The organism is Raineya orbicola, from assembly GCF_002843425.1.
Classification (GTDB): Bacteria; Bacteroidota; Bacteroidia; order Cytophagales; family Thermonemataceae; genus Raineya; species Raineya orbicola.
Genome location: NZ_NKXO01000004.1, coordinates 34,779 through 56,957, shown reverse-complemented (window position 1 = coordinate 56,957; position 22,179 = coordinate 34,779). Strand labels below are relative to the sequence as shown.

Sequence of the window (22,179 nt, the reverse complement as noted above, 5' to 3'; positions counted from 1 at the left end):
TTTACTCCTGTATTCCGTTATATTTAGAACTTTCAAAATCCAACGAAATGAAAAAAGTTTTTATACCTGCTGTGATGTTTTCTTTGTTAGGCATCGCAACAAAAGCCCAAGAAAAAGCCCCTGAAAATTGGTTCAACCTTGACCCCAAAAAAGACAATGTGCGAGGGATAAGTACCGAAAGAACTTATGAAGAATTGCTCAAGAACAAAAAAGGACGTACCGTAATTGTTGCCGTAATTGATTCAGGAGTAGATATTGAACACGAAGACTTACAAGGTAAGATTTGGACAAACCCCAAAGAAATTGCAGGAAACGGCAAAGATGATGACGGCAATGGCTTTGTTGATGATGTAAATGGTTGGAATTTTATTGGTGGTAAAAATGGCAAAAATATTCATCAAGATTCTTACGAAGTAGCTCGCGAATATGCTCGTCTTTCTAAAAAATTCAAAAAGCCTAATCCAAAAGACCCTGAATATGAGTACTTTGAAAAAGTAAAAAAGGAGTTGGAGGGAAAGAGAGAAGAGAAAAAAACTGAAATGGAACAATTGAAACCTTTTTACGAATCTATACAAGTCGTAAAAAAAGCCCTTGCAGGCAAACCAATGACCAAAGAAAATATCCTTGAACTCCCTGATACAGACCTCAAACTCAAAGAAGCTAAAAGTAAAACGTTATTTGCTTTTATGATAGGAGCTACTCCCGAAGAGTTGGAAGAATACTACGACAAAGGCTTAAAAAATGCTTTGGAATATGGCTTGAATCCTGAATTTAATCCTCGTAAAATTGTTGGTGATAATACCAAAAAACTTCGCGAAAAAGGTTATGGCAATAATGACGTAAAAGGTCCTGATGCTTTTCACGGAACTCACGTAGCTGGTATTATCGCCGCTAATCGCGATAATAGCTTGGGTATCAAAGGTGTAGCGAATAATGTTTTAATTATGCCTATTCGTGCTGTTCCTGACGGAGATGAAAGAGATAAAGATATTGCGAATGCTATTTTTTATGCCGTAGATAATGGAGCTCATATTATCAATATGAGTTTTGGGAAGGCATACTCGCCTGATAAAAAATTTGTTGATGAAGCAGTGAAATACGCTGAAAGCAAAGGGGTCTTGCTTATTCACGCCGCAGGTAACGATGCCAAAAATTTAGAAGTAGAAGCTAATTTCCCCAATCGTTATTATGCTGACGGTGGCGAAGCTAAAAATTGGTTAGAAATTGGGGCTTCCAGTTGGCACGATAAAGACTCAAAATTTGTAGCTAATTTTTCTAATTATGGTAAAACCAAAGTAGATGTATTTGCCCCAGGAGTGGATATTTATTCTACTGTACCCGATAAAAATGCATATAAAAATGCAAGTGGAACAAGTATGGCGGCTCCTGCTACTTCAGGAGTAGCCGCTATTCTGATGTCTTATTATCCCGAACTCACTGCGGTACAAGTGAAGGAAATACTCTTGAAGTCTGCTATTCGTTACACACAGGATATCAACAAACCGGGTGCAAAAGGCGAAAAAGTAAAACTTTCTGACCTCTGCGTAACAGGAGCTATCATAAATGCTTACGAAGCAGTGCGTTTAGCAGAAGAGATGACTAAAAAATAGTTGTTTGGGCAGTAGCTAAATAGTTTTTCCTTACAATTTTAGTCAGTGCCTTGATATTGGGCAAATCGGAGGCTTGGGAAATATCCAAGACCTCCTTTTTTTTCGTTAGTACAAGAATAGGATTGCTCTTTTCTTGATAAGCCATATTATGCGTAGTACCGCTTACTACAAAATATTCAACTTCATCTTTACTTAAATGCCACGCTAATTGTACTTCTTTTTTACGTTCTTGGATAAGCTCGGCAGGAGTTTTTTCGGTTGTAAGTTGTATTTTGAATAGTTTGCGAGCAAGTATCATTCGGCAAAGCGTAGAAAGCACTTTATCTGAATGATGTTGCCAAATTTTTACCGCCCCCCAAATGTCGTAATCATCTAATTGTGCATAATTTTCTAAATATGCAGGATTTTTCTGAAAATCTGAAAACTGCACTTCGTTTTCCATAAAGCATTGCAGAGCAGGGCTAGCAAAAATATTTTTTCCACTTTGAGCCAAAAACTTTGCTCTACGAATAATCTGAATAATCATTTGCTCGGTACTGATAGTAGTTTTATGCAAATACACTTGCCAATACATCAACCGCCGAGCTGTAAGGAAATTTTCAATGCTGTAAATACCTTTCTCCTCAACGACAAGTTGTTCGTTGTGAATATCCAGCATTTTCAGAATTCTATCTCCGCCAATAGCCCCTTCCGAAACTCCTGTGAAAAAACAATCTCTTTGCAAGTAGTCCAGCCTATCCACATCAAGCTGACTGCTAACAAGTTGATGAAAAAAAGGGCGGTGATACTGATTGGTAAAAATTTGAATTGCAAGCTCTAATTTGCCTTTGAAGTATTCATTTAGTTTTTGCATCAAAAGCAAAGACATTTTTTCGTGAGGCACATTTTGCAGAATAGTGCTTTCCAAAGCGTGTGAAAGAGGGCTATGCCCTATATCGTGAAGTAATGCCGCAATTTGTGCCGCTTGGCGTTCTTCTTTGGTGATATGGTGTCTTTTGCTTTCAAGGGTATCTAGAGCCACTCCCATCAGGTGCATTGCTCCGATAGCGTGATGAAAACGCGTATGCAAAGCACCCGGATACACAAAATCAGTTAAGCCTAATTGCCTAATGCGTCTTAAACGTTGAAAATAAGGGTGTTCTATAAGTTCCAAGATAATGCCATCGGGGATTTGAATAAATCCGTGAACGGGGTCATTGAGAATTTTGGGCTTGTGAGCTTTCAAGAGTGTGATTTTTAAGCAAAACTAAATAAAATTCCCTGCAAAAACAAAATCTCTTGCAAATGGTTTAGAAAAGCATATAAAAAACAAGTACAATTTTGGATTTTTCTTAAATTGCGAGCAAAACTAAAACCCAAGCATTTATGGAATATAGAATAGAACGCGATACTATGGGCGAAGTACAAGTACCTGCTCACGTATATTGGGGTGCCCAAACTGAAAGAAGTCGTAATAACTTCCGTATCGGTGCAGAAGGTTCTATGCCCAAAGAAATTATTTACGCTTTTGCTTACTTGAAAAAAGCCGCCGCCCTTGCTAATCACGAGTTAGGTGTGCTTTCTGCCGAAAAAGCTAAAATGATTGCTGATGCCTGTGATGCTATTTTAGCAGGAAAATTAGACGACCAATTTCCCCTCGTGATTTGGCAAACAGGTTCAGGAACGCAATCTAATATGAATGTCAATGAAGTAATTGCCTACTACGCACATGTGCAGGCAGGAGGCAAACTTACTGACGAAAAGAAAATTCTTCACCCCAACGATGATGTTAATAAATCTCAATCCTCTAACGATACCTACCCTACGGCTATGCACATTGCCGCCTATAAAATGGTGGTAGAAGTTACTTTGCCCGGTATGGAACTCTTGGCAAAGACGCTTGACGAAAAAGCAAAAGCCTTCAAAGATATTGTCAAAACAGGCAGAACGCATTTTATGGACGCCACGCCGCTCACTTTGGGGCAAGAGTTTTCGGGTTATGTACAACAAATTCGTAACAGCATAAGAGCTATTAAGAATGCTTTGGAAATGGTGCGTGAGCTGGCTCTGGGTGGAACTGCCGTAGGTACAGGACTGAATGCTCCCAAAGGGTATGATGTGCTTGTGGCTAAAAAAATTGCGGAGCTTACGGGTTATCCTTTTGTTACTGCTCCTAATAAGTTTGAAGCCCTTGCCGCTCACGATGCAATGGTAGAACTTTCAGGAGCTTTGAAACGCAGTGCCGTAGCCCTGATGAAAATAGCCAATGATATTCGTATGCTTTCTTCGGGTCCTCGTTGCGGTATTGGTGAAATTCTTATTCCTGATAATGAACCGGGTTCATCAATTATGCCGGGCAAGGTTAATCCTACACAGCCCGAAGCCCTGACGATGGTTTGCTGTCAGGTAATTGGCAATGATGTAGCTGTAAGTATGGGTGGCTCTAACGGGCATTTTGAACTCAATGTTTTCAAACCGCTGATAGCCTACAATGTTTTGCAATCGGCTCGTTTGCTCGGTGATGCTTGTGTTTCGTTCAATAATAAATGTGCTGTGGGTATTGAACCCAACTATGAGGTGATTCAGAAGCATTTGGAAAATTCGCTGATGCTCGTTACAGCTCTTAATCCGCATATAGGTTATGAAAACGCCGCTAAAATTGCCAAAAAAGCACACAAAGAAAATAAAACTTTGCGTCAGGCGGCTTTGGAGCTTGGTTTGCTCACCAATGAACAATTTGATGAGTGGGTAAGACCTGAAAAAATGGTAGGAAATTTATAATTTTCTCAAAAATGTATGACTACATCATTGTAGGGGCAGGTTCGGCGGGATGTGTGCTGGCTTATCGTCTTTCTGAAAATCCTCAAAATAAGGTTTTACTGATTGAGGCAGGTGGAAAAGATAGTAAGTTGGAAATACACGTTCCTGCCGCTTACACCAAGCTCAATCGTACAGAAGTAGATTGGGCTTTTTATACTGAACCTCAAAAAGCGGTGAATGGGCGAAGATTATTTCAGCCTCGCGGCAAGGTTTTGGGAGGAAGTAGTTCTACCAACGCAATGGCATATGTTAGAGGTAATGCGAAAGATTATGATGATTGGGCAAAGATAGGTTGCGAAGGGTGGAGCTATCAAGAAGTTTTGCCGTATTTCATTAAGTCGGAAAATAACGAAAATTACGACAAAGTAGATAAAGATTTTCACGGCACAGGCGGGCTTTTGAATGTACGTTTTCCATACTCACATTACAGCGTTTCGGAGGCTTTTATTGAGGCTTGTATGGAGTGTGGTATTCCGTACAATGCTGATTTTAATGGTAAAACCCAAGAAGGCACTAATTTTTTTCAATTTACTATCAAAAATTATCGTCGCCATAGTACAGCTCAAGCCTTTTTGAAACCTGCTTTGGCTCGCCCTAATCTGAAAGTTATTACAAAAGGCATTGTAAGCAGGCTTATAGTCAAAAATGATGTAGCACAAGGCGTAGAAGTTGCTTTTGGAGTCGCTCAAAGGGAAATTTTTACTGCAAATAAAGAAATTATCCTTTCGGCGGGTTCTTTCGGCTCGCCTCAAATACTAATGCTTTCGGGTATTGGAGAAAAAGAACTTTTGCAAAAATTAGGTATTGAAGTTGTAAAAGATTTGCCTGCGGTAGGCAAAAACTTGCAAGACCATTGCTTTGCTATTGTGAGTAGCTCTGCCAAAGTTCCCACTGCTAACAACGACCTGAAATTGCATAATCAAATCAAAGGTCTGCTAAATTATTTTCTTTTCAAAAAAGGTTTTGCTACTGCCTCGCCGCTTGAAGCAAATGCCTTTTTACGATTAAATTCTGAAAGCGACCGCCCCGATATGCAATTTCACTTTGTGCCTGCTCATTTGGGCGGTTATGGTGTAGATTTGTATAATTTGGACAAATATCCTCGTGATAGTGGCTATTCTATTTTACCAACATTGCTCAAACCTAAAAGCAGGGGTTATGTAAGTTTGCGTTCGGCAAATCCTTTCGATGCTCCTATTATCCAACCGAATTATCTTGCAGAGCAGGCAGATGTAGAACAACTCATCAAAGGCGTACAAAAGGCTTACGAAGTAATGCAAGCAAAAGCCTTTGATAAATGCCGAAAAGAATTTTATTTCCCCAAAAATATCAATGACAAAGAAGCGATTGCCGAGCACATTCGCAAAACTTTGGAATGTGTGTATCACCCTGTGGGGACTTGTAAAATGGGCAAAGAGAATGATGAAACCAGTGTAGTGAATAATCTTTTACAGGTAAAAGGCATCGAAAAACTGCGAGTAGTTGATGCCTCTGTAATGCCTGAAATCATCAGTGGTAATACGAATGCTCCAACTATTATGATAGCAGAAAAAGCCGCAGATATAATTTTGAAAAATAACTAAAAACTCAAATACGAATGCAGAATAAAGTTGTTGTTATCACGGGAGGTTCTTCGGGTATAGGGCGTGCTTGTGCCGAAATTTTTGGAAAAGCAGGGGCTAAAATTGTAATTACAGGCAGAAATGAGCAAAATTTGCAGGAAGTAACCTTACAACTCAATCAGCTGGGAATAAGTTGCTTGCCTATTATAGCAGATGTGGCTAATGAAAATGATTGTGCAAATGTAATTTCGGATACTATACATCATTTCGGCAAAATAGATGTACTTATCAACAATGCAGGGATTTCTATGCGGGCTTTGTTTGAGGAGTGCGAGCTTTCTGTAATTCGTAAGGTAATGGAAACGAATTTTTTTGGAATGGTGTATATGACTAAATCTGCTTTACCTCATATTATTCAGTCGCAAGGTTCAGTGGTGGGGATTTCATCTATTGCAGGTTATAGGGGCTTGCCTGCTCGTACAGGTTATTCGGCGTCTAAGTTTGCAATGAATGGCTTTTTGGAGGCATTGCGAACCGAACTTTTACCCAAAAATGTTCACGTACTTATTGCCGCACCGGGTTTTACTGCCTCTAATATTCGTAAAACAGCCCTTGCCAAAGATGGCTCACAGCAAGGCGAATCGCCCAGAGAAGAAGAAAAAATGATGTCGGCAGAGGAAGTTGCCGAGCATATCTTGAAGGCGGTCAGGAAACGGAAAAAAGAACTAATACTCACTTCGCAAGGCAAACTAACGATTTGGCTCAATAAATGGTTGCCCAAAAATTGGATAGATAAACTTGTTTTTAATGCCTTGAAAAAAGAACCTAATTCTCCTTTTCAATAAAAATCCCCTCTTTTTTTACAGGAGGGGAGTATTTGGGACATAAATTTTTAGAAGCCGAATGGATTTTTTTGTGCATTTTCTTTCAGTGGCGAACCTTCGGAAACAAAGGCTTTCAGCTTGATAAGGTGCATAGGAGTTTTCCCATCATTAGAATAAATCATTACACTTTCGGTTACGTTACCTTTCTGACGAGGCGTATATTTGAGTTCCAGTACAGCACTTTCACCGGGTTGAAGGGCATTTATAATATTGTATGTAACGCAATTGCAGTCGCTACGAATAGCAGAAATCCGTAATTCTTCTTTACCTATGCTTTTGAGTGTTACTTTCTGAATGGCGGTTTGCCCAGGCTGTAAATTACCTAAATTGAATTCAGTTTTTTCAATAGCAAGTTCGGCTTGTGAAGCAGGGGTAGGGGCTTTGGGATTGACAAAACCTTTGATGTAAAGCATTTTTACAGGTTCAGTGCTATTGGTACGAACCGTTATGGTTTTTGTGAAGGCATTAGGACGTCCTTGGCTATTGTAGGAAACCGTGATTTTACCTTTGCCCCCAGGAGGAATAGGCTCGCGTGTATAATTAGGGGTTGTACAACCACAGGAAGGCTCTACAGACTGCAAAATTAAAGGTGATTTACCTTTATTTTTGAATATGAAATCATAGGTAGCAATTTGCCCTTCCTGAATGGTGCCAAAGTCGTGGCTTTCTTTTTCAAATTCTATAACGCTTTGTCCGTGGAGCAAATGTACTACTGCCCACATCATTGCCAACAAAAATAGCTTTTTCATAAGTTCATAAGGTTTTGATAAAACACAATACAAAGTTACAACTATTTTTTCAAACGCCCAAAGCCAAAATTTATTGTTAGGAATTTATTAAAGGCAGATGAAATCTTTTGTATAAATTAAAATTTTGAAAAACAAACACTTAACTTAATATTTTAGCAAGATTTTTGAAGGATTTTACATTTTTTTCAAAAAAATATTCTGTATTTTTTTTATTTTTCAGTAGGACTTACTATTTTTGGAGGAACTATCTACAAGTAAAACCCTAAATGGAAAAGTTATGAAGAAAAAACTACTGTTTAGTTTTGTCTTTGTGCTGGCTCTGATAATGCAAAGTTTCGCACAAAAGACAGTTTCAGGAACGGTACGAGATGACAAAGGCGAGGCGGTAGTCGGTGCCACCGTGTTTGTGAAAGGAAATACCAAACTCGGTTCGGTAACAGATGCCGATGGAAAATTTGTCATCAATGAAGTACCTGATGGGGCAGTACTCGTAATACAAGCCCTTGATTACAAAACCAAAGAGGTGCCCGTGGGCAACCAATCTGTGCTCAGTATCACCGTAGAGCCTGATGTAATACAGGCAATTGAAGTAGTTTCTACGGGTTATGGTGAAGTAGAAAGCCGTTCATTTACAGGTTCGGCGGGTAAAGTGGATAATACCAAAATTGAAAACGTACCTATTCAAAGTTTTGACCAAATCTTACAAGGACGTACGCCCGGTGCTTTGATACAAAGCTCAACAGGTATGCCCGGTTCGCGTGCTACGGTGCTTATTCGTGGTATAGGTTCTGTAAATAGTAGCACCGATCCGCTCTACATTGTTGATGGTATTCCCGTAGACCCTGCTTTTTTTGGTACGCTCAACCCTAATGATTTTGAGAGCGTGAATGTTCTCAAAGATGGTCCTGCGGTAGCTATTTATGGTTCTCGCGGTGCTAATGGCGTAATTGTTGTTACAACTAAAAAGGGTATAAAAGATAGAAATATCTTTTCTTATAATTTTCAATATGGTATAGCTACTCCCGATTACGATAGATTTTTGCCTACGCTTAACTCTCTTGAAAAAATTCAAGTAGAAAATGAAGTAGGTTTTGGATATTCTTACGATAGAAACGGATTAGGCAAACCTTCTGATGCAGAGCTTGAAGTATTGCGTAATACTTTTACAGATTGGAGAAAAGTTTTATTCCGCAATGCTAAAACCGTGCAACACGAAGTAACAGCCAGCGGCGGTAGTGATAAATTGCGTTATTATGGCTCATTAAACTACTATGAGCAACAGGGAACAGTAGTAAATACTGATTTCAAACGTTATGCAGGTCGTTTGAACTTAGATTATTTAGGAGATAACTTCTCATTCTCTTTCAAAAATACGGTTTCATTCACTACCCGTAATTTTACTGACGAGAACAACACGGCAATCTCTTCTCCTCTGAATGCAGTGTATTGGTCTAATCCTTTTGAAACTGTTTATGACCCTACTCATATTTCAGGTTACAATGTGCTGAATACTTCTCCCTCCAATCAGCCTAATGCTTTGGAAGAGCAAATGCTCAACAAAGATAAGACAGATGATATCAAAGCCTTTACTACGATTCGTCTGGAATACCAATTGCCTTGGGTAAAAGGACTTTCTGTTCGCACTAACTGGGGAGTAGATTTGAATGCCCGTGAAAATGAATTCTTAGACCACCCTTATCGCATAGTATATTTGCCTCGTGAATTGGGGGGAATTAGTACCAGCCAACGCAAAGGAGCTTTCTCTCGTAGTAGTCGTAGGAGAATAGCTTACAACGGAACTACCTCTTTGAACTACATCAGAGATTTTGGCGACCACAACTTGCGTCTTTCTTTATTCCAAGAAGTGGTAGGTAGAGAGCTTCGTACTTTCGGCTTTACAGGTTTTGGCTTGCAAAATGTGCTTTTACTCAATGAGGCAGGTATCACGCCCGGTAGTGCCGCTCCTAATGACCCTGCCAATAATTACATTCCTACTGTAACAGGTCTTAAAACCGTGAATGGTTTATTTTCGGTGTTTTTAGATGGAAGCTATACTTTCAGAAAGCGTTATTCTTTGAGTGCCAATATCCGTAGAGATGGAACTTCAAAACTTTTGAAAGAAAATCGTTTCATCAATACTTTCTCAGTAGGTGCAAATTGGCAAGTATCTGAAGAAGATTTCCTCAAAAACTCAAAAACTATCAGCAGTTTGCGTGTCAGAGCAAGTTATGCTACTACGGCAAATCAGGAGTTAATTTCAGGAAGAGGTACTATTGCAGATGATTTTCCTGCATTTGGTTTGTACTCGCAAGGTGTATATGCCGATGGGTTAGCTTTTATTCAAAGCAATGTACCAGTTCCAGACTTAAAATGGGAACGCCGTCTGAAAGCAAACTTCGGAGTAGATTTTGGTCTCTTTGAAGATAGAATTAGAGGTTCATTGAATTTGTATAATGATGTTACCAAAGATTTGTTCTTCCCTCGTCAGCTATCTAGAACATCAGGTTTTACAAGTTTGCTTGTGAATGTGGGTGAGCTACGCAATAGAGGTATAGAATTTGAAGTAAATACTGATGTTTTACGTATTGATGATTTTACTTGGAGTGTAGGTGGTAATATTACTTACAACGAAAACAAGGTTTTGAAGGTACTACCCGACCAAGATGAAATTGTAGGAGGCATTGATATTATTAAGGTAGGTTACCCGCTTTACACCTTGTATCTTGTGAAATATGCAGGTGTAAATCCTGCCAATGGAGATGGCTTATTTTACGATAAAAACGGCAACATTACTCCTTGGATAGACCCTAATGCCCGTCACTTCTTTAAGCCTCGTTTCCCCACGATATTTGGAGGCTTTAATTCAGACTTCAAATACAAGAACTTCTCGCTTTCGGCATTCTTTACCTATGCCACAGGGCATCAGATGTATAACAACGAAAGAACCAACATTGATAACCCCGGTTACTTGCAAGATGGTTTCTCTCGCGAAGTGCTTCGCAGATGGCAAGAACCCGGCGATGTAACCGACTGGCCTCGTTTCCAAAGTGCCGACGGCAGACTTACCGCTTTCCAATATACCGAAGAAGGTGCCGCCACTACTCGCTATTTAGAGGACATTGGTTACATTCGCCTTCGTAACGTAACGCTTTCTTACAATATGCCTAAAAAGTGGTATGAGAAAGCAAAATTGAAAGATGTACGTTTGTTCTTCATTGGTCAGAACTTGCTTACTTTTACTCGTTGGAGAGGTACAGACCCTGAAAGAGGTAATGGCGTTGCAAATGGTGCGATTTATCCTGCACTTCGTCAGTATACTTTTGGTGCAAACATAATGTTCTAAACTAAAATTTTTGAAAAGATATGAAATTCAGAACTATAAAAATATTAGTGCTTTCAGGAGCAATAGCAATGGGAACAGGGGCTTGTAAGAAAGTCCTTGAGCCTGAACTGGAATATGCTATTGAGTCCAGCCGTCTGAAAACAATTGAAGACTTTGAAAGAGTTTTGAACGGAGCTTATGCCTATATGCGTAGCACGGGCTATTATGGCTTTGGTTATTCTAATGGAGCAGACATCAATACCGATAATATGCTGGAAACTACCGCTTCTTTGGGCAATAACCGACCTCTTTCGCAGTGGTACTATACTATTGGTAGTGGAGTAGTAGAACGTGTATGGAACGCTCCTTATCAAGCCATTAACCAAGCCAATGCCGTACTTGATAATTTAGGTAATTTGCAAGAAAAAGTTGCAGGACAGAAAAATCGTATCAAGGGGCAAGCTCTTGCTATTCGTGCTTTGGGGCATTTTGATTTGATGAGATTTTTTGCTGTAAATTATGACAGAAACGGCACAGGCTTCGGAGTAGCCCTGAAACTTAAAAGTGAAGTATCTTTCCCTCCCCGTAATACCGTGAAAGAATGCTTTGACCAAATTTATCAAGACTTGACTGAAGCCGAACAATTATTACAAGAGACAGATGTAGCCGTGAATACAGGTAGCCGTCGTATTCGTATGGATGTACACGCTGTAAGGGCTTTGCGTGCTCGTGTATCGCTCTATACCCAGCAATGGGAAGACGCAAGAGATTACGCAGATAAAGTAATTACACAAAGCGGTATAAACTTGGGTTCTATCGCATCAGGGGTAGCGGTTACTTCTACTGCTATCAACAACACTACTACTTTCCAAAGTGTTTGGTTTAATGATTTGAACTCTATTGCAGAAACAATTTTTGCAGTAGCAGTGAATGTGGGACAAGGCTCCCCCGGATTTTTCCCCAGCGATGGTATGAATGCTTTTACGGTTTCCCAAGACTGGAGAAGTTTATTTGGAACAAGCCCTACTAACGATGTACGTTACAATGTAACTTACAACCCTTCGGCATCACCTGCTACGGCTTCTTACCTGAAATTTACTGGCAGATTTACAGGTACGGCTCTGCCTCGTGATGGAAACGTAGATGTAAAAGTTTTCAGAATAGCTGAGATGTATCTTATCAGAGCAGAAGCTAATTTCAGATTGGGTAATGCTAATACTGCAAGAGCTGATATTCGCCTAATTCGTCAGAATAGAATTACAGGTTACAATCCTGTTTCTGATGTGATACCTGATGTATTGGAAGCTATTCAGGTTGAGCGTAGAAAAGAGCTTGTAGGCGAGGGACATAGATGGTTTGATGCCAAACGTTATGGATTAGGATTTAATCGCGGAGCCTCACCTGGTAGTGGAGACTGCCCTTCTACTGCACCTGATTGTGAATTGCCCGCAGGGGATAAGCGTTTTGTTTTCCCTATCCCGCAAGGAGAAATTCAGGCGAACCCTGCTATGAAAGATCAACAAAATCCTGGTTGGTAAGATGTTTCACAAGTAAAAATGTTTAGCATTATGAAAAATATTCTCAAATATATGAGTTTGGCTTTTGTAGGAGGCATTATATTCGCCTCCTGCGAAAAATCGCGTCCTGTGGTTTATACAGGTGAAAATTTTGTTGCTTTTGAAGACACCTTGCTTAGTATTCCTGAAAGTAGTGCCAAAGAAGATGCGAATGGCGAAACGCAAGCTATTCCTTCAATAGCCACTATCCGCATCAATCGTGGTAGCGGAGATATTAGCAAAGATTTAGTAGTAAGTTATAGTGTAAAGGCTAAATATGTAACTACTGATACTCTTGGTAATGAAGTGATATTAGGTGATGTACCCGAAGGAAATTTCTATCTTTCAAGCCCTGGAGCAGTTACCATTAAAGCAGGAGAGGGTTTTGCCTTTATCACCGTAACAGTAGTAGATAATGACCAAACCGATGGTAACAAAAAACTAACTTTTACAATAGAATCTACTTCTGATGCGTCTTTTACCATAGGCTACCCTGGACCTGATAAAAAAGCCAAATCTATGGTATTGTACATAGAAGATGATGACTGTCCTTTGGATATTAACGATTTTGTGGGTACGTTAAAGGTAGAAGATGTTGCTATTGTTTCTACTCCGTTAGAACATTCTTACTTAGTTACATCAACCCAAGTAAGCCCCAATAGTATATCTATTTTGGGGTTGTTTGACCCTGTTACTCGCTATCCTTCTCCCACTCCTTGTCCTGCTCCTGTGGTACTGGTATTTAACACTGCCACCAAAGATGTAATATTTAGTCCTACTACACAAACAGCCTATTACAGGTCAGGGGGGTGTCCTGCTACAACTAATCCAAGGGTTGTATATCCTGACCCAGCTGTACCTAATAAGTTTAACACTTGCCAGAAGTTATTTACTTTGAATTACTATGTACGAAACCCAAGTGCATCAGGACCTTTTGACTTTGTATATAGTACCGTATCAAAACCTTAATTAGTAAAACCTGATTGGATATGAAAAGAAATAGCATACTCTTAAATATTTTGTTCCTCTTGACTGCGGGCTTTTTTGTGCAGTCTTGTAAGAGAGATAAAGGCGAGGTGCTTTTACAACCTCGCAATGAGCGTGATATCGTAGAAGTACTTCAACGAGAAACCAAAGGAGATTTTACTATCCTTTTGGAAGCTCTCAAAGTTTCAGGCTTGGAGCAAACACTAATGGTAGAAGCGGGTAGAAATCCTGATAAACGTTATATTTTATTTGCCCCTACTAATAAAGGTTGGGGACCTGCCTTGCTTGCTTTGGGCGTACCTTCTATCGGACAGGCAGACCCTACTTCGCTTCGCGAATTGCTCTTGGGGCACATATATGAGTTTCCTGCTGATGCGGGGAAGATAGATAACTTGGAAAAAATGAATGAGGGTACATATCCTACCTTAAAGCAAGGGGTAAATGTGGATATTAACTTTGACTGCAATGGCGTGCCTTATATCAATGGTAGAGTAGTGGTGGCTTTCCAAAGAGTAGCAAAAAATGGCTTTGTGGTAGCTGTTGAAGATGCACTCACTCCTCCTACGAAAACCTTGGCAGAAATTTTAAATTCTGACCCTAATCTTTCTGTATTCCATCAACTTTTGCAGAAGGTAGGGCTTGCCAATCAGTTCACAGATGTTAATGAAAGCTTTACTATCTTTGCTCCCTCTAATGTCAATTTGCTATTGTCTAACTCACTGGCAGGCTATCCTGTTGATTTAAATCCGGCTAATTTTGACACACCTGAAGAACTTGCTTTCTTGGATAGCGTAATGAGATACCATATCATTAAAGGTAGAAAAGTATATCAGTTGAGTGTTTGTACAGAAAAGCCTTATAAAACGCAATTAGACCAAGATATGCAGTTGGATTTTGGGGGTATTATCAATGGTCGTTATGCTGATTGGGTGGAGGTTGCAACTGGTAATGCCCAATATGCCAAGAATGGTGTAATACATTATGTAGATTACCCTTTGCTTCCTGCAAACCAAAACGTAAAGCAAAAAATCAATCAAATGCCCGAGCTTCCTTCAAATCCTAATGATTCTTATGCACTTGCTCGTCAGGCACTCTCTATTACTGGTGTGATTGATGACTTGGATAGATTAGATAGAATTACGGTGCTTTTGCCAACAGATGCAGCATTTAATGCTTTCCTTGCACTGAATAACTTTAATAGCATTTATGATATTCCCTTGGATAAACTTACCGAAATTATGAAGTTCCACGTGATTACGCGTAGAGCTTTCTTCAATGATTTCGGTGTCAAGATGAATACTCTACAAGGAGAACAGATACAAACATTAACTCCTACTACTGCTAACTATGTTGCCGCTCCTTACTTCTACGCAGATCCTGCAGGTAGGATAGATGTAAAAATGAGCAACGGCAATATTCAGTGTATCCGTAAGGTGATGGTACCCAAGGAAGTAAAGTTAAAACAAGTTCCTTGATAAGTTAAACATAAAATGATGCAAAAGCCCGATACATATTATCGGGTTTTTGTATTTTTGTTGCTTTCTAAAAAACTATGAACACAGATTATCATATTCCTGTTTTGCTTCAAGAGGCTACTCAATGGCTTATTACGGATAAAAGCGGCATTTATATTGATGTAACTTTCGGCGGAGGCGGACACTCGGAAGCTATTCTGCAAAATTTGCATTTGCAAGGCAGACTCTTTGCTTTTGACCAAGACCCCGACACCTTGCCAAATGTCCAAAGATTACAAAGAAAATATGAAAATTTCACCTTTATCCCAAACAATTTTCGCTACTTGAAACAAGAATTACAAAAGAGGGGTATAACGCAGGTTACAGGTATTTTAGCGGATTTGGGAGTTTCCTCACATCAGTTTGATACTGCCGAAAGAGGCTTTTCTTTTCGTTTTGATGCTCCTTTGGATATGCGAATGAATAAAAATCAGTCGCTTACTGCTCAAAGCGTATTGCAGGAGTACAGCGAAAAAGAACTCCATCGTATTTTGGGTATGTATGGTGAAATTCGTAATGCCAAGACACTCGCTAATAGTATTGTAACTTTTCGTAAAAAACAGAAAATTCAAAATACAGCAGACTTGCTGAAAGCCATTGAAAAATGCCTACCTTTTCAAGAAAGAAACAAATATTTGGCACAAGTTTTTCAGGCTTTGCGAATAGAAGTAAATGACGAATTACAAGCACTCCAAGAAATGCTTGTTCAAACCGCTCAAATACTTGCCCCCAAAGGACGCTTGGTAGTGCTTTCGTATCATTCTTTGGAAGATAGACTGGTGAAAAATTTTATCCAAAAAGGCAAATTTTGGGGCGAAGTAGAAAAAGATTTTTATGGAAACCCTTTGAAACCTTTGCAGATGCTTGGGAAAGCAATTTTACCCACAGAACAAGAAGTGCAACAAAATCCGCGTGCCAGAAGTGCTAAAATGAGAGTAGCTGAAAAATTGTAACACAAAATACTTTTTTATGAAAAAAATAGGTGTTTTCAGTCCTGCCTCTGCGGTAAGCTACGAGCAAATAGAAAAAGCCGTACAAACCCTTGAAAAATGGAGCTATGAAGTATTTATTCACCCGCAAACTTTCGCTCAAAATGCACAATTTGCAGGAACTATCCAAGAGCGTTTAAGTGCTTTTCAAGAGCTATTAAATGATGATACCATAGATATAATTTGGTGCAGTAGAGGTGGATATGGGGTTGTGCAATGGATTGATAGCGTTGATTTTAGCCCTCTGCTGAAAAAATTTAAGTGGGTCGTGGGTTTTAGTGATGTAACGGTTTTACATTGTGCTTTACAAAAAAAAGGTCTAAAAAGTCTGCACGCCCCAATGCTGAAAGGTTGGGAAAATCTTTCCAAAGAAACATTGAAATACCTGCAATATATTTTGCAAAACACTCAAATAGAATACAAAGTTGAAAACTCGCCTTTTGATAGGTTAGGAAAGGCAAAGGGGAAACTGATAGGCGGGAATATTGCTCTTTTGCACAATCAAATTGGCACAAATACTGATTTTGATACGGAAAATACAATTTTGTTTTTGGAAGATGTCAATGAACCGCTTTACAATTTAGATAGAATGCTGAGGCATCTGCAAAGAGCAGGAAAATTTGAAAAATTACAGGGTTTAATTGTTGGGAATATTTCACGCATCAAACCCGAAGAACCTCCTTTTGATAAAAATATGTATGAAATTATTGCAGAACTTATTGAGGCTTACAACTTTCCTGTTTGTTATGACTTTCCGATCGGTCACGAAAGTGAAAACTACCCGATGCTATGTGGAGCGGAGGCTATTTTAGAGGTTTCTTTGAGTGGTGTGAAGTTGGAGCAAAAGTGGAGTTAGCTCATCAGAAACCAAAATCCTGCAAAAACACCAACATTCAATAAAATAATAGCAAGTACCCACCACCAATTCGGAGCAGAAAGTAAAGGAACAGGAATTTGATTAGAGGCTTTTTGGGCTACGTAATGTTCTAAATTTTTTAAATTTATTTCTCCACCCAAATTTTCTTTGGCTTCTTTGAAGGCACTCACTAAATCAATATTGCCTGAAAATTTCTTGAATATTTTACGTAGTACGCCATTCATTCCTTGCAATTTTTGCAGGTATTCGGGTAAAGTGATATTGATAAAGTCATCAATTTTCCCATTTTCTAATTGAGATTTAATGGCAGGTTGTTTGAAAGCGTATTCAAAGGCTTTATGAACAAAATATTCAAAGATAGTTTCTTTCAAATGATTACCTACAAAATATAGAACAGATTGCAAAGCGTGCTTATTAGCTATCCAAATGTATGCGGCGGGGGCAAGCACAAAAAAGAAAACAATAGCCCCTATTCCTAAAAACATTTCGGTAGTAGAACGCCCCAACACGAAATCAATTTTACTATGAAGCAATACAAAAAGGCTAATATTTAGTGCAGTTCCAATCAAGCAAATGAGTATTAGTCGGCTTATATAACGCCAAGCTATGCCTGTAACCATTTTCCACGCTTGCCCTGCAAGGCTCATTTTTTCATTCCAAGAAGGGGCAGAAAAGGATTTTTCAGTGTTTTCGGTCATAATTTTTTGAGTTAAGTACTGAGTAAAGCTACGCCGTAGGTTCTGATTTGTTTAATCATTGAGGCAAGTCCATTGGCTCGGGTCATAGAAAGATGTTGCTGTAAGCCAATTTTCTGAATAAAATAGGGTTCAGTTTGGGCAATAGCATCAGCGGGCTGTCCTGAATATACTCGCAAAAGCAAACTTACTAAACCCTTGACAATCAGAGCGTCGCTATCGGCTTCAAAAAAAACTTTATCATCTTTTTTATAGCCGTGTAGCCACACTTTGGACTGGCAACCTTTCACCAAATTTTCTTCGGTTTTATATTGTTCGGCAAGAGGAGGCAATTTTTTGCCTAATTCAATGATGTAAGCGTATTTATCGTCCCAGTTATCAAAAAGCTCAAATTCGCTGATAATTTCGTCTTGAATATCCTGAATGGTCATAACAAATTGTTTGCTCAAATTTAGTGGATTATATTTTGTAATACAAGCAGGTGATTATTTAGAATTTGTATAAATAAACAAAAAGTACGTGAAAAATGTTTGTCTATTTGGAATAAAATGCCTTTTTTTGTAAAGGTTCTATCAATTTTTTAGTTTTCACCTAAAACTATATTTTATGCGACTCACGAACCGAGCCAAGCAAGTCAGCAATAAAAAAATGACTTTCGCTGAAAAAATATATTTGCCTGCTATTGCCACAGGGTTGGGCATCACCATAAAGCATTTTTTCAAGAAAAAAGCAACCATTCAGTACCCCGAACAGCAACGCCCTATGTCGCCTGTATTCAGAGGTTTGCATATCTTGAAGCGTGATGAAGAGGGTAGAGAGCGTTGTACGGCTTGTGGTTTGTGTGCTTTGGCTTGCCCTGCGGAAGCTATCACAATGGTAGCCGCCGAACGCAAACCAGGTGAAGAGCATCTGTATCGCGAGGAAAAGTATGCGGCGGTGTACGAAATCAATATGTTGCGTTGTATCTTTTGCGGTCTTTGCGAAGAGGCTTGTCCCAAAGAAGCGATTTTTTTGCAAAATGATGTCATTGCTCCTGCGTTTCATAGCCGTAGCGAGGTGATTTTTGGGAAAGATAAACTGGTTGAACCCTTGAAAAAATCCTAAAAAAACAGCCCCGAAAGGGGCTTTTCGGTTGCAAAGATTTTTAAGCTAAATAAAAAATTCTTTTCTTTGCAAAGAGTTTTTGTTTTTTCTTATTTTTGGCAATAAAAAACAGACAGAACTATGTCCCTTTCAGAAAATTTGTTTTATTTCTTGAGTTTTCTTGCCATTTTTTCAGCTTTGATGGTAGTATTTGCTAAAAATCCTATCCATAGCGTTTTGTACTTGATTTTAGTATTTTTTGCACTTACGGGGCATTACATTTTACTGAATGCTCAATTTCTTGCCATTGTGAATATTATTGTGTATGCAGGGGCGATTATGGTGCTTTTCCTGTTTGTGATAATGTTTCTCAATCTTAAAAAGGAAGGTGATATTTCTGCAAAATCAGTTTTTGTGAAAGTTGCAGGGGTAGTTTCAGGGGGCTTGCTTTTGCTTGTGATGATTGCTTCACTCAAATCGCTTGAGCCTTATCAGTTAAAAGCGGATATTAAAACCGATATTGGTTTAGTAGAAAATTTAGGTAAAGTGCTTTACAATGATTTTCTTTTGCCTTTTGAGCTTGCTTCTATTTTGTTCCTTGCGGCAATGGTGGGGGCTGTAATGCTTGGTAAAAGAGAGAGCGGAGAAAGAAATTTCTAAAACAACATATCAAACAGACGAAATCAGTAGTATATGGTAGAAATCATTACAAAAATACCTTTGGAGTATTACATTATTCTGGCTTCAGTGTTATTTTGCATAGGGGTAATAGGTGTTCTTATTCGCCGAAATGCCTTGATTATTTTTATGTGTGTAGAACTTATGCTCAATGCCGTGAATATGCTTTTTATAGCATTTTCGGCATATCGGGGTGATGCTTCGGGACAAGTATTTGTATTTTTCATAATGGCGGTGGCGGCGGCAGAAGTGGCTGTGGGGCTTGCTATTATTGTGATGATTTACCGCAATACTCGTTCTGTTGATGTCGGCGAACTTAATAAACTTCGCTACTAACAATGCCTGAACTTTTAGAAAAAATATGGACCAAAGAAGAGTATTTGAACTTTGAGCGAAACGAACCGCTCAAACACGAACTTATTGGAAATGAAATTTATCTGATGGCAGGAGCGAGTTTTTATCATAATCTGATTGTAAGTAATTTGCATTTTCTTATTAGGCAACAGCTTTTAGCTCAAAATTATATCATATTGCAGGGGGATATGCGGGTAGCCGATATGCCGAATAATAGTTTTTGTTATCCTGATTTGCTTGTGATACAAGGCGAACCTGCTTTTGTTGATGATAAATTTGATACTATTACAAATCCTGTGCTTATTTGCGAGGTGCTTTCCAAAGGCACAGAAAGCTATGATAAAGAAAAAAAGTTTGATGTATATCAAGAACTTCCGACTTTGCAAGAATATGTTTTAGTTTGGCAAGATAAACTCAAAGTCCGCATTTTTAGAAAATTAGCCCCCAAGCATTGGGAAATACGAGATTTTGATAATGAAAATGATACAATCACCTTACTTGAAAAATTTTTTGTACCACTCAAAGAGATTTATCAAAAAGTAAAATTTTAAGCGATGGATACTAAAACTTTAGCGTTATTGACCTTACTTTTTCCGCTGATAGGTTTTGTTATCAATGGTTTAGGGAGTAGAAAATTACCAAAGTTGCTTATCAGTGTGGTAGCTGTGCTAATGCCTTTGGCATCATTTGTAGGTACGCTTTTGCTTTTTGGTGATTTTAATGCTCAAAAAGAGCTAAAACCTTTAAGTTTCGTTTATTACGATTGGATAGCCGCTCCGGGTATTTTGGTAACTTTTTCCTTGTATCTTGACCAACTTGCCTTGTTAATGCTTTCCTTTGTTACAGGGGTGGGTACGCTTATTCATTTGTATTCGGTGGGGTATATGAAAGAAGATGAGGGGTACGGCAAATTTATGGCTTATCTCAATCTTTTTATGTTTGCGATGCTAACGCTTGTAATGGGCGGAAATTATTTGATGATGTTTATTGGTTGGGAAGGGGTAGGTTTGTGTTCATTTTTGTTGATAGGCTTTTGGAATAAAAATCGTTCTTACAATGCCGCCGCTCAAAAAGCCTTTGTGATGAACAGAATTGGCGATTTAGGGTTGATTTTGGGGGTGATAATGATTTTTATTCTTTGGAATACCGCTGAATATAAAGATTTGCCACTTGCCGTTGATTTATCCAAAAATACTTACAAAATTGATTCTTGGCAACTTATCACGGTAGCTTTACTTCTGTTTATTGGAGCTATGGGGAAATCGGCACAAATACCGCTTTACACGTGGCTTCCTGATGCAATGGCAGGTCCTACGCCTGTTTCTGCACTCATTCACGCCGCTACGATGGTAACAGCAGGCATTTATATGGTAGTGCGTTCTAATTTCCTTTTCAGTCTTGCTCCTACGGCACTTACCATAGTCTTGATAATTGCTCTTGCAACTGCCTTACTTGCCGCTTCTATTGGTATTTTCCAAAATGATATTAAGAAAGTTTTGGCATACTCTACGGTTAGTCAGTTGGGGTATATGTTTATGGCTTTGGGGGTTGCGGCTTATACTTCGGGAATGTTTCACGTGGTTACGCACGCCTTTTTCAAAGCCCTACTCTTTTTGGGAGCGGGTAGCGTAATTCACGCTTTACACCACGAGCAAGATATTCGCAATATGGGAGGTTTGCGAAAATATATGCCTGTTACTTTCATTACTTTTGCCATTGCAACGCTTGCCATTTCAGGTATTCCGCCTTTTGCGGGTTTCTTTTCCAAAGATGAAATCTTAATGCACCTATACGCTAAAAGTCCTGTTTTGTGGGGGTTGGCACTGCTGGGTTCTGCAATGACGGCATTTTATATGTTCCGATTATTTTTCCTTACCTTCTTGGGTGATTTCAGAGGAACAGAGGAACAAAAACATCATTTACACGAGTCGCCTATCACTATGACCCTGCCTTTGATGATACTCGCAGTGCTTTCTATTGGGGGCGGTTTGCTGAATATTCCCGAGATTTTTGCCAAAGGGGGAGATAAGCTCACGCAATTTCTTGCACCCATTTATGAAACGGCTCAAAAACTAAATCCAGATTTGTTCAAACCTCACAAAATTTCGCATAGCACCGAATATATGCTGATGGGAGTTTCAGTAGCAGTGGCTCTCCTTTCAATTGTGTTAGCTTATGTGATTTTTGTTGCGAAAAAATCTGTTCCCAAGCCTGAAACTGAGCAGAAGGGGCTTGCTAAACTTTTGGCGAATAAATATTACGTTGATGAGGCGTATGAGGCTATCATTGTAAAGCCTATTCAAAGTTTTTCCAAGTTTTTGGGTAATACTTTTGAAATTGCTATTGATTTTTTTGTAGAGGGTACAGGGCAATTAGTCAAGTTTTTAGCGGGGCTATTCCGTAGATTGCAAACAGGAACGGTGAATATTTATGTTTTTGCCATTGTATTAGGGGCAGTTATCTGGATTGCATTTAATTGGTTTCTAAGAAAATAAACAAACATTTCACAATTAGTAGGTT

19 protein-coding genes are annotated in these 22,179 nt (G+C 39.0%); 15 read left to right on the top strand and 4 right to left on the bottom strand.

Features of this window, described 5'->3' with window-relative positions; genetic code table 11:
• Positions 1-47: 47 nt before the first annotated feature.
• Positions 48-1,610 (top strand): S8 family peptidase, encoded by a 1,563-nt coding sequence (locus tag Rain11_RS01770; RefSeq protein ID WP_101357614.1) that lies wholly within the window; start codon positions 48-50, stop codon positions 1,608-1,610.
• On the opposite strand, the gene Rain11_RS01765 is transcribed toward Rain11_RS01770, so the two are convergent.
• Positions 1,600-2,835 carry an HD domain-containing protein gene (locus Rain11_RS01765; RefSeq protein ID WP_101357613.1) on the bottom strand — a complete coding sequence of 412 codons (1,236 nt, stop codon included), beginning with the start codon at positions 2,833-2,835 and terminating at the stop codon, positions 1,600-1,602. The genes Rain11_RS01770 and Rain11_RS01765 overlap by 11 nt on opposite strands.
• A 140-nt stretch (positions 2,836-2,975) precedes the next feature.
• Here Rain11_RS01765 and fumC point away from each other — a divergent pair, with 140 nt between their 5' ends.
• Genes fumC through Rain11_RS01750 form a run of 3 tightly spaced genes read left to right on the top strand, consistent with a single transcriptional unit; the run spans position 2,976 to position 6,816 of the window.
• A complete protein-coding gene (gene fumC / locus Rain11_RS01760) occupies positions 2,976-4,370 on the top strand; it encodes a class II fumarate hydratase (protein ID WP_101357612.1) in 1,395 nt (464 codons plus the stop codon).
• 11 nt (positions 4,371-4,381) lie between these two features.
• A complete protein-coding gene (locus Rain11_RS01755) occupies positions 4,382-5,992 on the top strand; it encodes a GMC family oxidoreductase (protein WP_101357611.1) in 1,611 nt (536 codons plus the stop codon).
• A 14-nt stretch (positions 5,993-6,006) separates the two neighbouring features.
• Entirely contained in the window at positions 6,007-6,816 is an 810-nt protein-coding gene (locus tag Rain11_RS01750; protein WP_207764408.1) for an SDR family oxidoreductase, read from the top strand.
• A gap of 47 nt (positions 6,817-6,863) precedes the next feature.
• Here the strand turns inward: Rain11_RS01750 and Rain11_RS01745 are convergent, their stop codons facing one another.
• Positions 6,864-7,604, bottom strand: coding sequence for a DUF1573 domain-containing protein (locus tag Rain11_RS01745; RefSeq protein WP_101357609.1), 741 nt, complete (start codon positions 7,602-7,604; stop codon positions 6,864-6,866).
• A gap of 277 nt (positions 7,605-7,881) precedes the next feature.
• Here Rain11_RS01745 and Rain11_RS01740 point away from each other — a divergent pair, with 277 nt between their 5' ends.
• The 6 genes from Rain11_RS01740 to Rain11_RS01715 all read left to right on the top strand — a co-directional run bounded on the left by Rain11_RS01740 (position 7,882) and on the right by Rain11_RS01715 (position 16,828).
• A complete protein-coding gene (locus Rain11_RS01740) occupies positions 7,882-10,947 on the top strand; it encodes a SusC/RagA family TonB-linked outer membrane protein (protein WP_101357608.1) in 3,066 nt (1,021 codons plus the stop codon).
• Positions 10,948-10,967: 20 nt separating this feature from the next.
• Positions 10,968-12,464, top strand: a complete 1,497-nt coding sequence (locus Rain11_RS01735; protein WP_101357607.1) for a RagB/SusD family nutrient uptake outer membrane protein — start codon at positions 10,968-10,970, stop codon at positions 12,462-12,464.
• 30 nt (positions 12,465-12,494) lie between these two features.
• Entirely contained in the window at positions 12,495-13,451 is a 957-nt protein-coding gene (locus Rain11_RS01730; protein ID WP_101357606.1) for a hypothetical protein, read from the top strand.
• Positions 13,452-13,471: 20 nt separating this feature from the next.
• Positions 13,472-14,944 (top strand): fasciclin domain-containing protein, encoded by a 1,473-nt coding sequence (locus tag Rain11_RS01725; protein ID WP_101357605.1) that lies wholly within the window; start codon positions 13,472-13,474, stop codon positions 14,942-14,944.
• Between the two features lie 77 nt (positions 14,945-15,021).
• Positions 15,022-15,936 (top strand): 16S rRNA (cytosine(1402)-N(4))-methyltransferase RsmH, encoded by a 915-nt coding sequence (rsmH, locus tag Rain11_RS01720; RefSeq protein WP_101357604.1) that lies wholly within the window; start codon positions 15,022-15,024, stop codon positions 15,934-15,936.
• A gap of 16 nt (positions 15,937-15,952) precedes the next feature.
• A complete protein-coding gene (locus Rain11_RS01715) occupies positions 15,953-16,828 on the top strand; it encodes a S66 peptidase family protein (RefSeq protein WP_101357603.1) in 876 nt (291 codons plus the stop codon).
• Here the strand turns inward: Rain11_RS01715 and Rain11_RS01710 are convergent.
• Both Rain11_RS01710 and Rain11_RS01705 read right to left on the bottom strand, forming a co-directional pair.
• A complete protein-coding gene (locus Rain11_RS01710) occupies positions 16,825-17,547 on the bottom strand; it encodes a hypothetical protein (protein ID WP_101357602.1) in 723 nt (240 codons plus the stop codon). The two genes, Rain11_RS01715 and Rain11_RS01710, sit on opposite strands and share 4 nt — an antisense overlap.
• Before the next feature lie 11 nt (positions 17,548-17,558).
• A complete protein-coding gene (locus Rain11_RS01705) occupies positions 17,559-17,975 on the bottom strand; it encodes a SufE family protein (protein WP_101357601.1) in 417 nt (138 codons plus the stop codon).
• A 175-nt stretch (positions 17,976-18,150) separates the two neighbouring features.
• On the opposite strand from Rain11_RS01705, the gene nuoI reads away from it, so the two are divergent.
• The 5 genes from nuoI (at position 18,151) to nuoL (ending at position 22,154) form a co-directional block, all read left to right on the top strand.
• Positions 18,151-18,648, top strand: a complete 498-nt coding sequence (gene nuoI / locus Rain11_RS01700) for an NADH-quinone oxidoreductase subunit NuoI (protein WP_101357600.1) — start codon at positions 18,151-18,153, stop codon at positions 18,646-18,648.
• A 120-nt stretch (positions 18,649-18,768) separates the two neighbouring features.
• The gene (locus Rain11_RS01695; RefSeq protein WP_101357599.1) at positions 18,769-19,287 is read left to right on the top strand and encodes an NADH-quinone oxidoreductase subunit J family protein; all 519 of its coding nucleotides are present in this window, start codon (positions 18,769-18,771) and stop codon (positions 19,285-19,287) included.
• 33 nt (positions 19,288-19,320) lie between these two features.
• The gene (gene nuoK / locus Rain11_RS01690) at positions 19,321-19,641 is read left to right on the top strand and encodes an NADH-quinone oxidoreductase subunit NuoK (protein ID WP_101357598.1); all 321 of its coding nucleotides are present in this window, start codon (positions 19,321-19,323) and stop codon (positions 19,639-19,641) included.
• A 2-nt stretch (positions 19,642-19,643) separates the two neighbouring features.
• The gene (locus Rain11_RS01685; RefSeq protein ID WP_101357597.1) at positions 19,644-20,210 is read left to right on the top strand and encodes a Uma2 family endonuclease; all 567 of its coding nucleotides are present in this window, start codon (positions 19,644-19,646) and stop codon (positions 20,208-20,210) included.
• A 3-nt stretch (positions 20,211-20,213) separates the two neighbouring features.
• On the top strand, positions 20,214-22,154 hold the full coding sequence (gene nuoL / locus Rain11_RS01680) for an NADH-quinone oxidoreductase subunit L (protein ID WP_101357596.1): 1,941 nt from the start codon (positions 20,214-20,216) through the stop codon (positions 22,152-22,154).
• Positions 22,155-22,179 lie beyond the last annotated feature (25 nt).

What these genes read in the sequence shown, in the direction of transcription:
- Rain11_RS01770 (WP_101357614.1), top strand. Translation starts at nt 48, where the DNA reads ATGAAAAAAGTTTTTATACCTGCTGTGATGTTTTCTTTGTTAGGCATC.
- fumC (WP_101357612.1), top strand. Translation starts at nt 2,976, where the DNA reads ATGGAATATAGAATAGAACGCGATACTATGGGCGAAGTACAAGTACCT.
- Rain11_RS01755 (WP_101357611.1), top strand. Translation starts at nt 4,382, where the DNA reads ATGTATGACTACATCATTGTAGGGGCAGGTTCGGCGGGATGTGTGCTG.
- Rain11_RS01750 (WP_207764408.1), top strand. Translation starts at nt 6,007, where the DNA reads ATGCAGAATAAAGTTGTTGTTATCACGGGAGGTTCTTCGGGTATAGGG.
- Rain11_RS01745 (WP_101357609.1), bottom strand. Translation starts at nt 7,604, where the DNA reads ATGAAAAAGCTATTTTTGTTGGCAATGATGTGGGCAGTAGTACATTTG.
- Rain11_RS01740 (WP_101357608.1), top strand. Translation starts at nt 7,882, where the DNA reads ATGAAGAAAAAACTACTGTTTAGTTTTGTCTTTGTGCTGGCTCTGATA.
- Rain11_RS01735 (WP_101357607.1), top strand. Translation starts at nt 10,968, where the DNA reads ATGAAATTCAGAACTATAAAAATATTAGTGCTTTCAGGAGCAATAGCA.
- Rain11_RS01730 (WP_101357606.1), top strand. Translation starts at nt 12,495, where the DNA reads ATGAAAAATATTCTCAAATATATGAGTTTGGCTTTTGTAGGAGGCATT.
- Rain11_RS01725 (WP_101357605.1), top strand. Translation starts at nt 13,472, where the DNA reads ATGAAAAGAAATAGCATACTCTTAAATATTTTGTTCCTCTTGACTGCG.
- rsmH (WP_101357604.1), top strand. Translation starts at nt 15,022, where the DNA reads ATGAACACAGATTATCATATTCCTGTTTTGCTTCAAGAGGCTACTCAA.
- Rain11_RS01715 (WP_101357603.1), top strand. Translation starts at nt 15,953, where the DNA reads ATGAAAAAAATAGGTGTTTTCAGTCCTGCCTCTGCGGTAAGCTACGAG.
- Rain11_RS01710 (WP_101357602.1), bottom strand. Translation starts at nt 17,547, where the DNA reads ATGACCGAAAACACTGAAAAATCCTTTTCTGCCCCTTCTTGGAATGAA.
- Rain11_RS01705 (WP_101357601.1), bottom strand. Translation starts at nt 17,975, where the DNA reads ATGACCATTCAGGATATTCAAGACGAAATTATCAGCGAATTTGAGCTT.
- nuoI (WP_101357600.1), top strand. Translation starts at nt 18,151, where the DNA reads ATGCGACTCACGAACCGAGCCAAGCAAGTCAGCAATAAAAAAATGACT.
- Rain11_RS01695 (WP_101357599.1), top strand. Translation starts at nt 18,769, where the DNA reads ATGTCCCTTTCAGAAAATTTGTTTTATTTCTTGAGTTTTCTTGCCATT.
- nuoK (WP_101357598.1), top strand. Translation starts at nt 19,321, where the DNA reads ATGGTAGAAATCATTACAAAAATACCTTTGGAGTATTACATTATTCTG.
- Rain11_RS01685 (WP_101357597.1), top strand. Translation starts at nt 19,644, where the DNA reads ATGCCTGAACTTTTAGAAAAAATATGGACCAAAGAAGAGTATTTGAAC.
- nuoL (WP_101357596.1), top strand. Translation starts at nt 20,214, where the DNA reads ATGGATACTAAAACTTTAGCGTTATTGACCTTACTTTTTCCGCTGATA.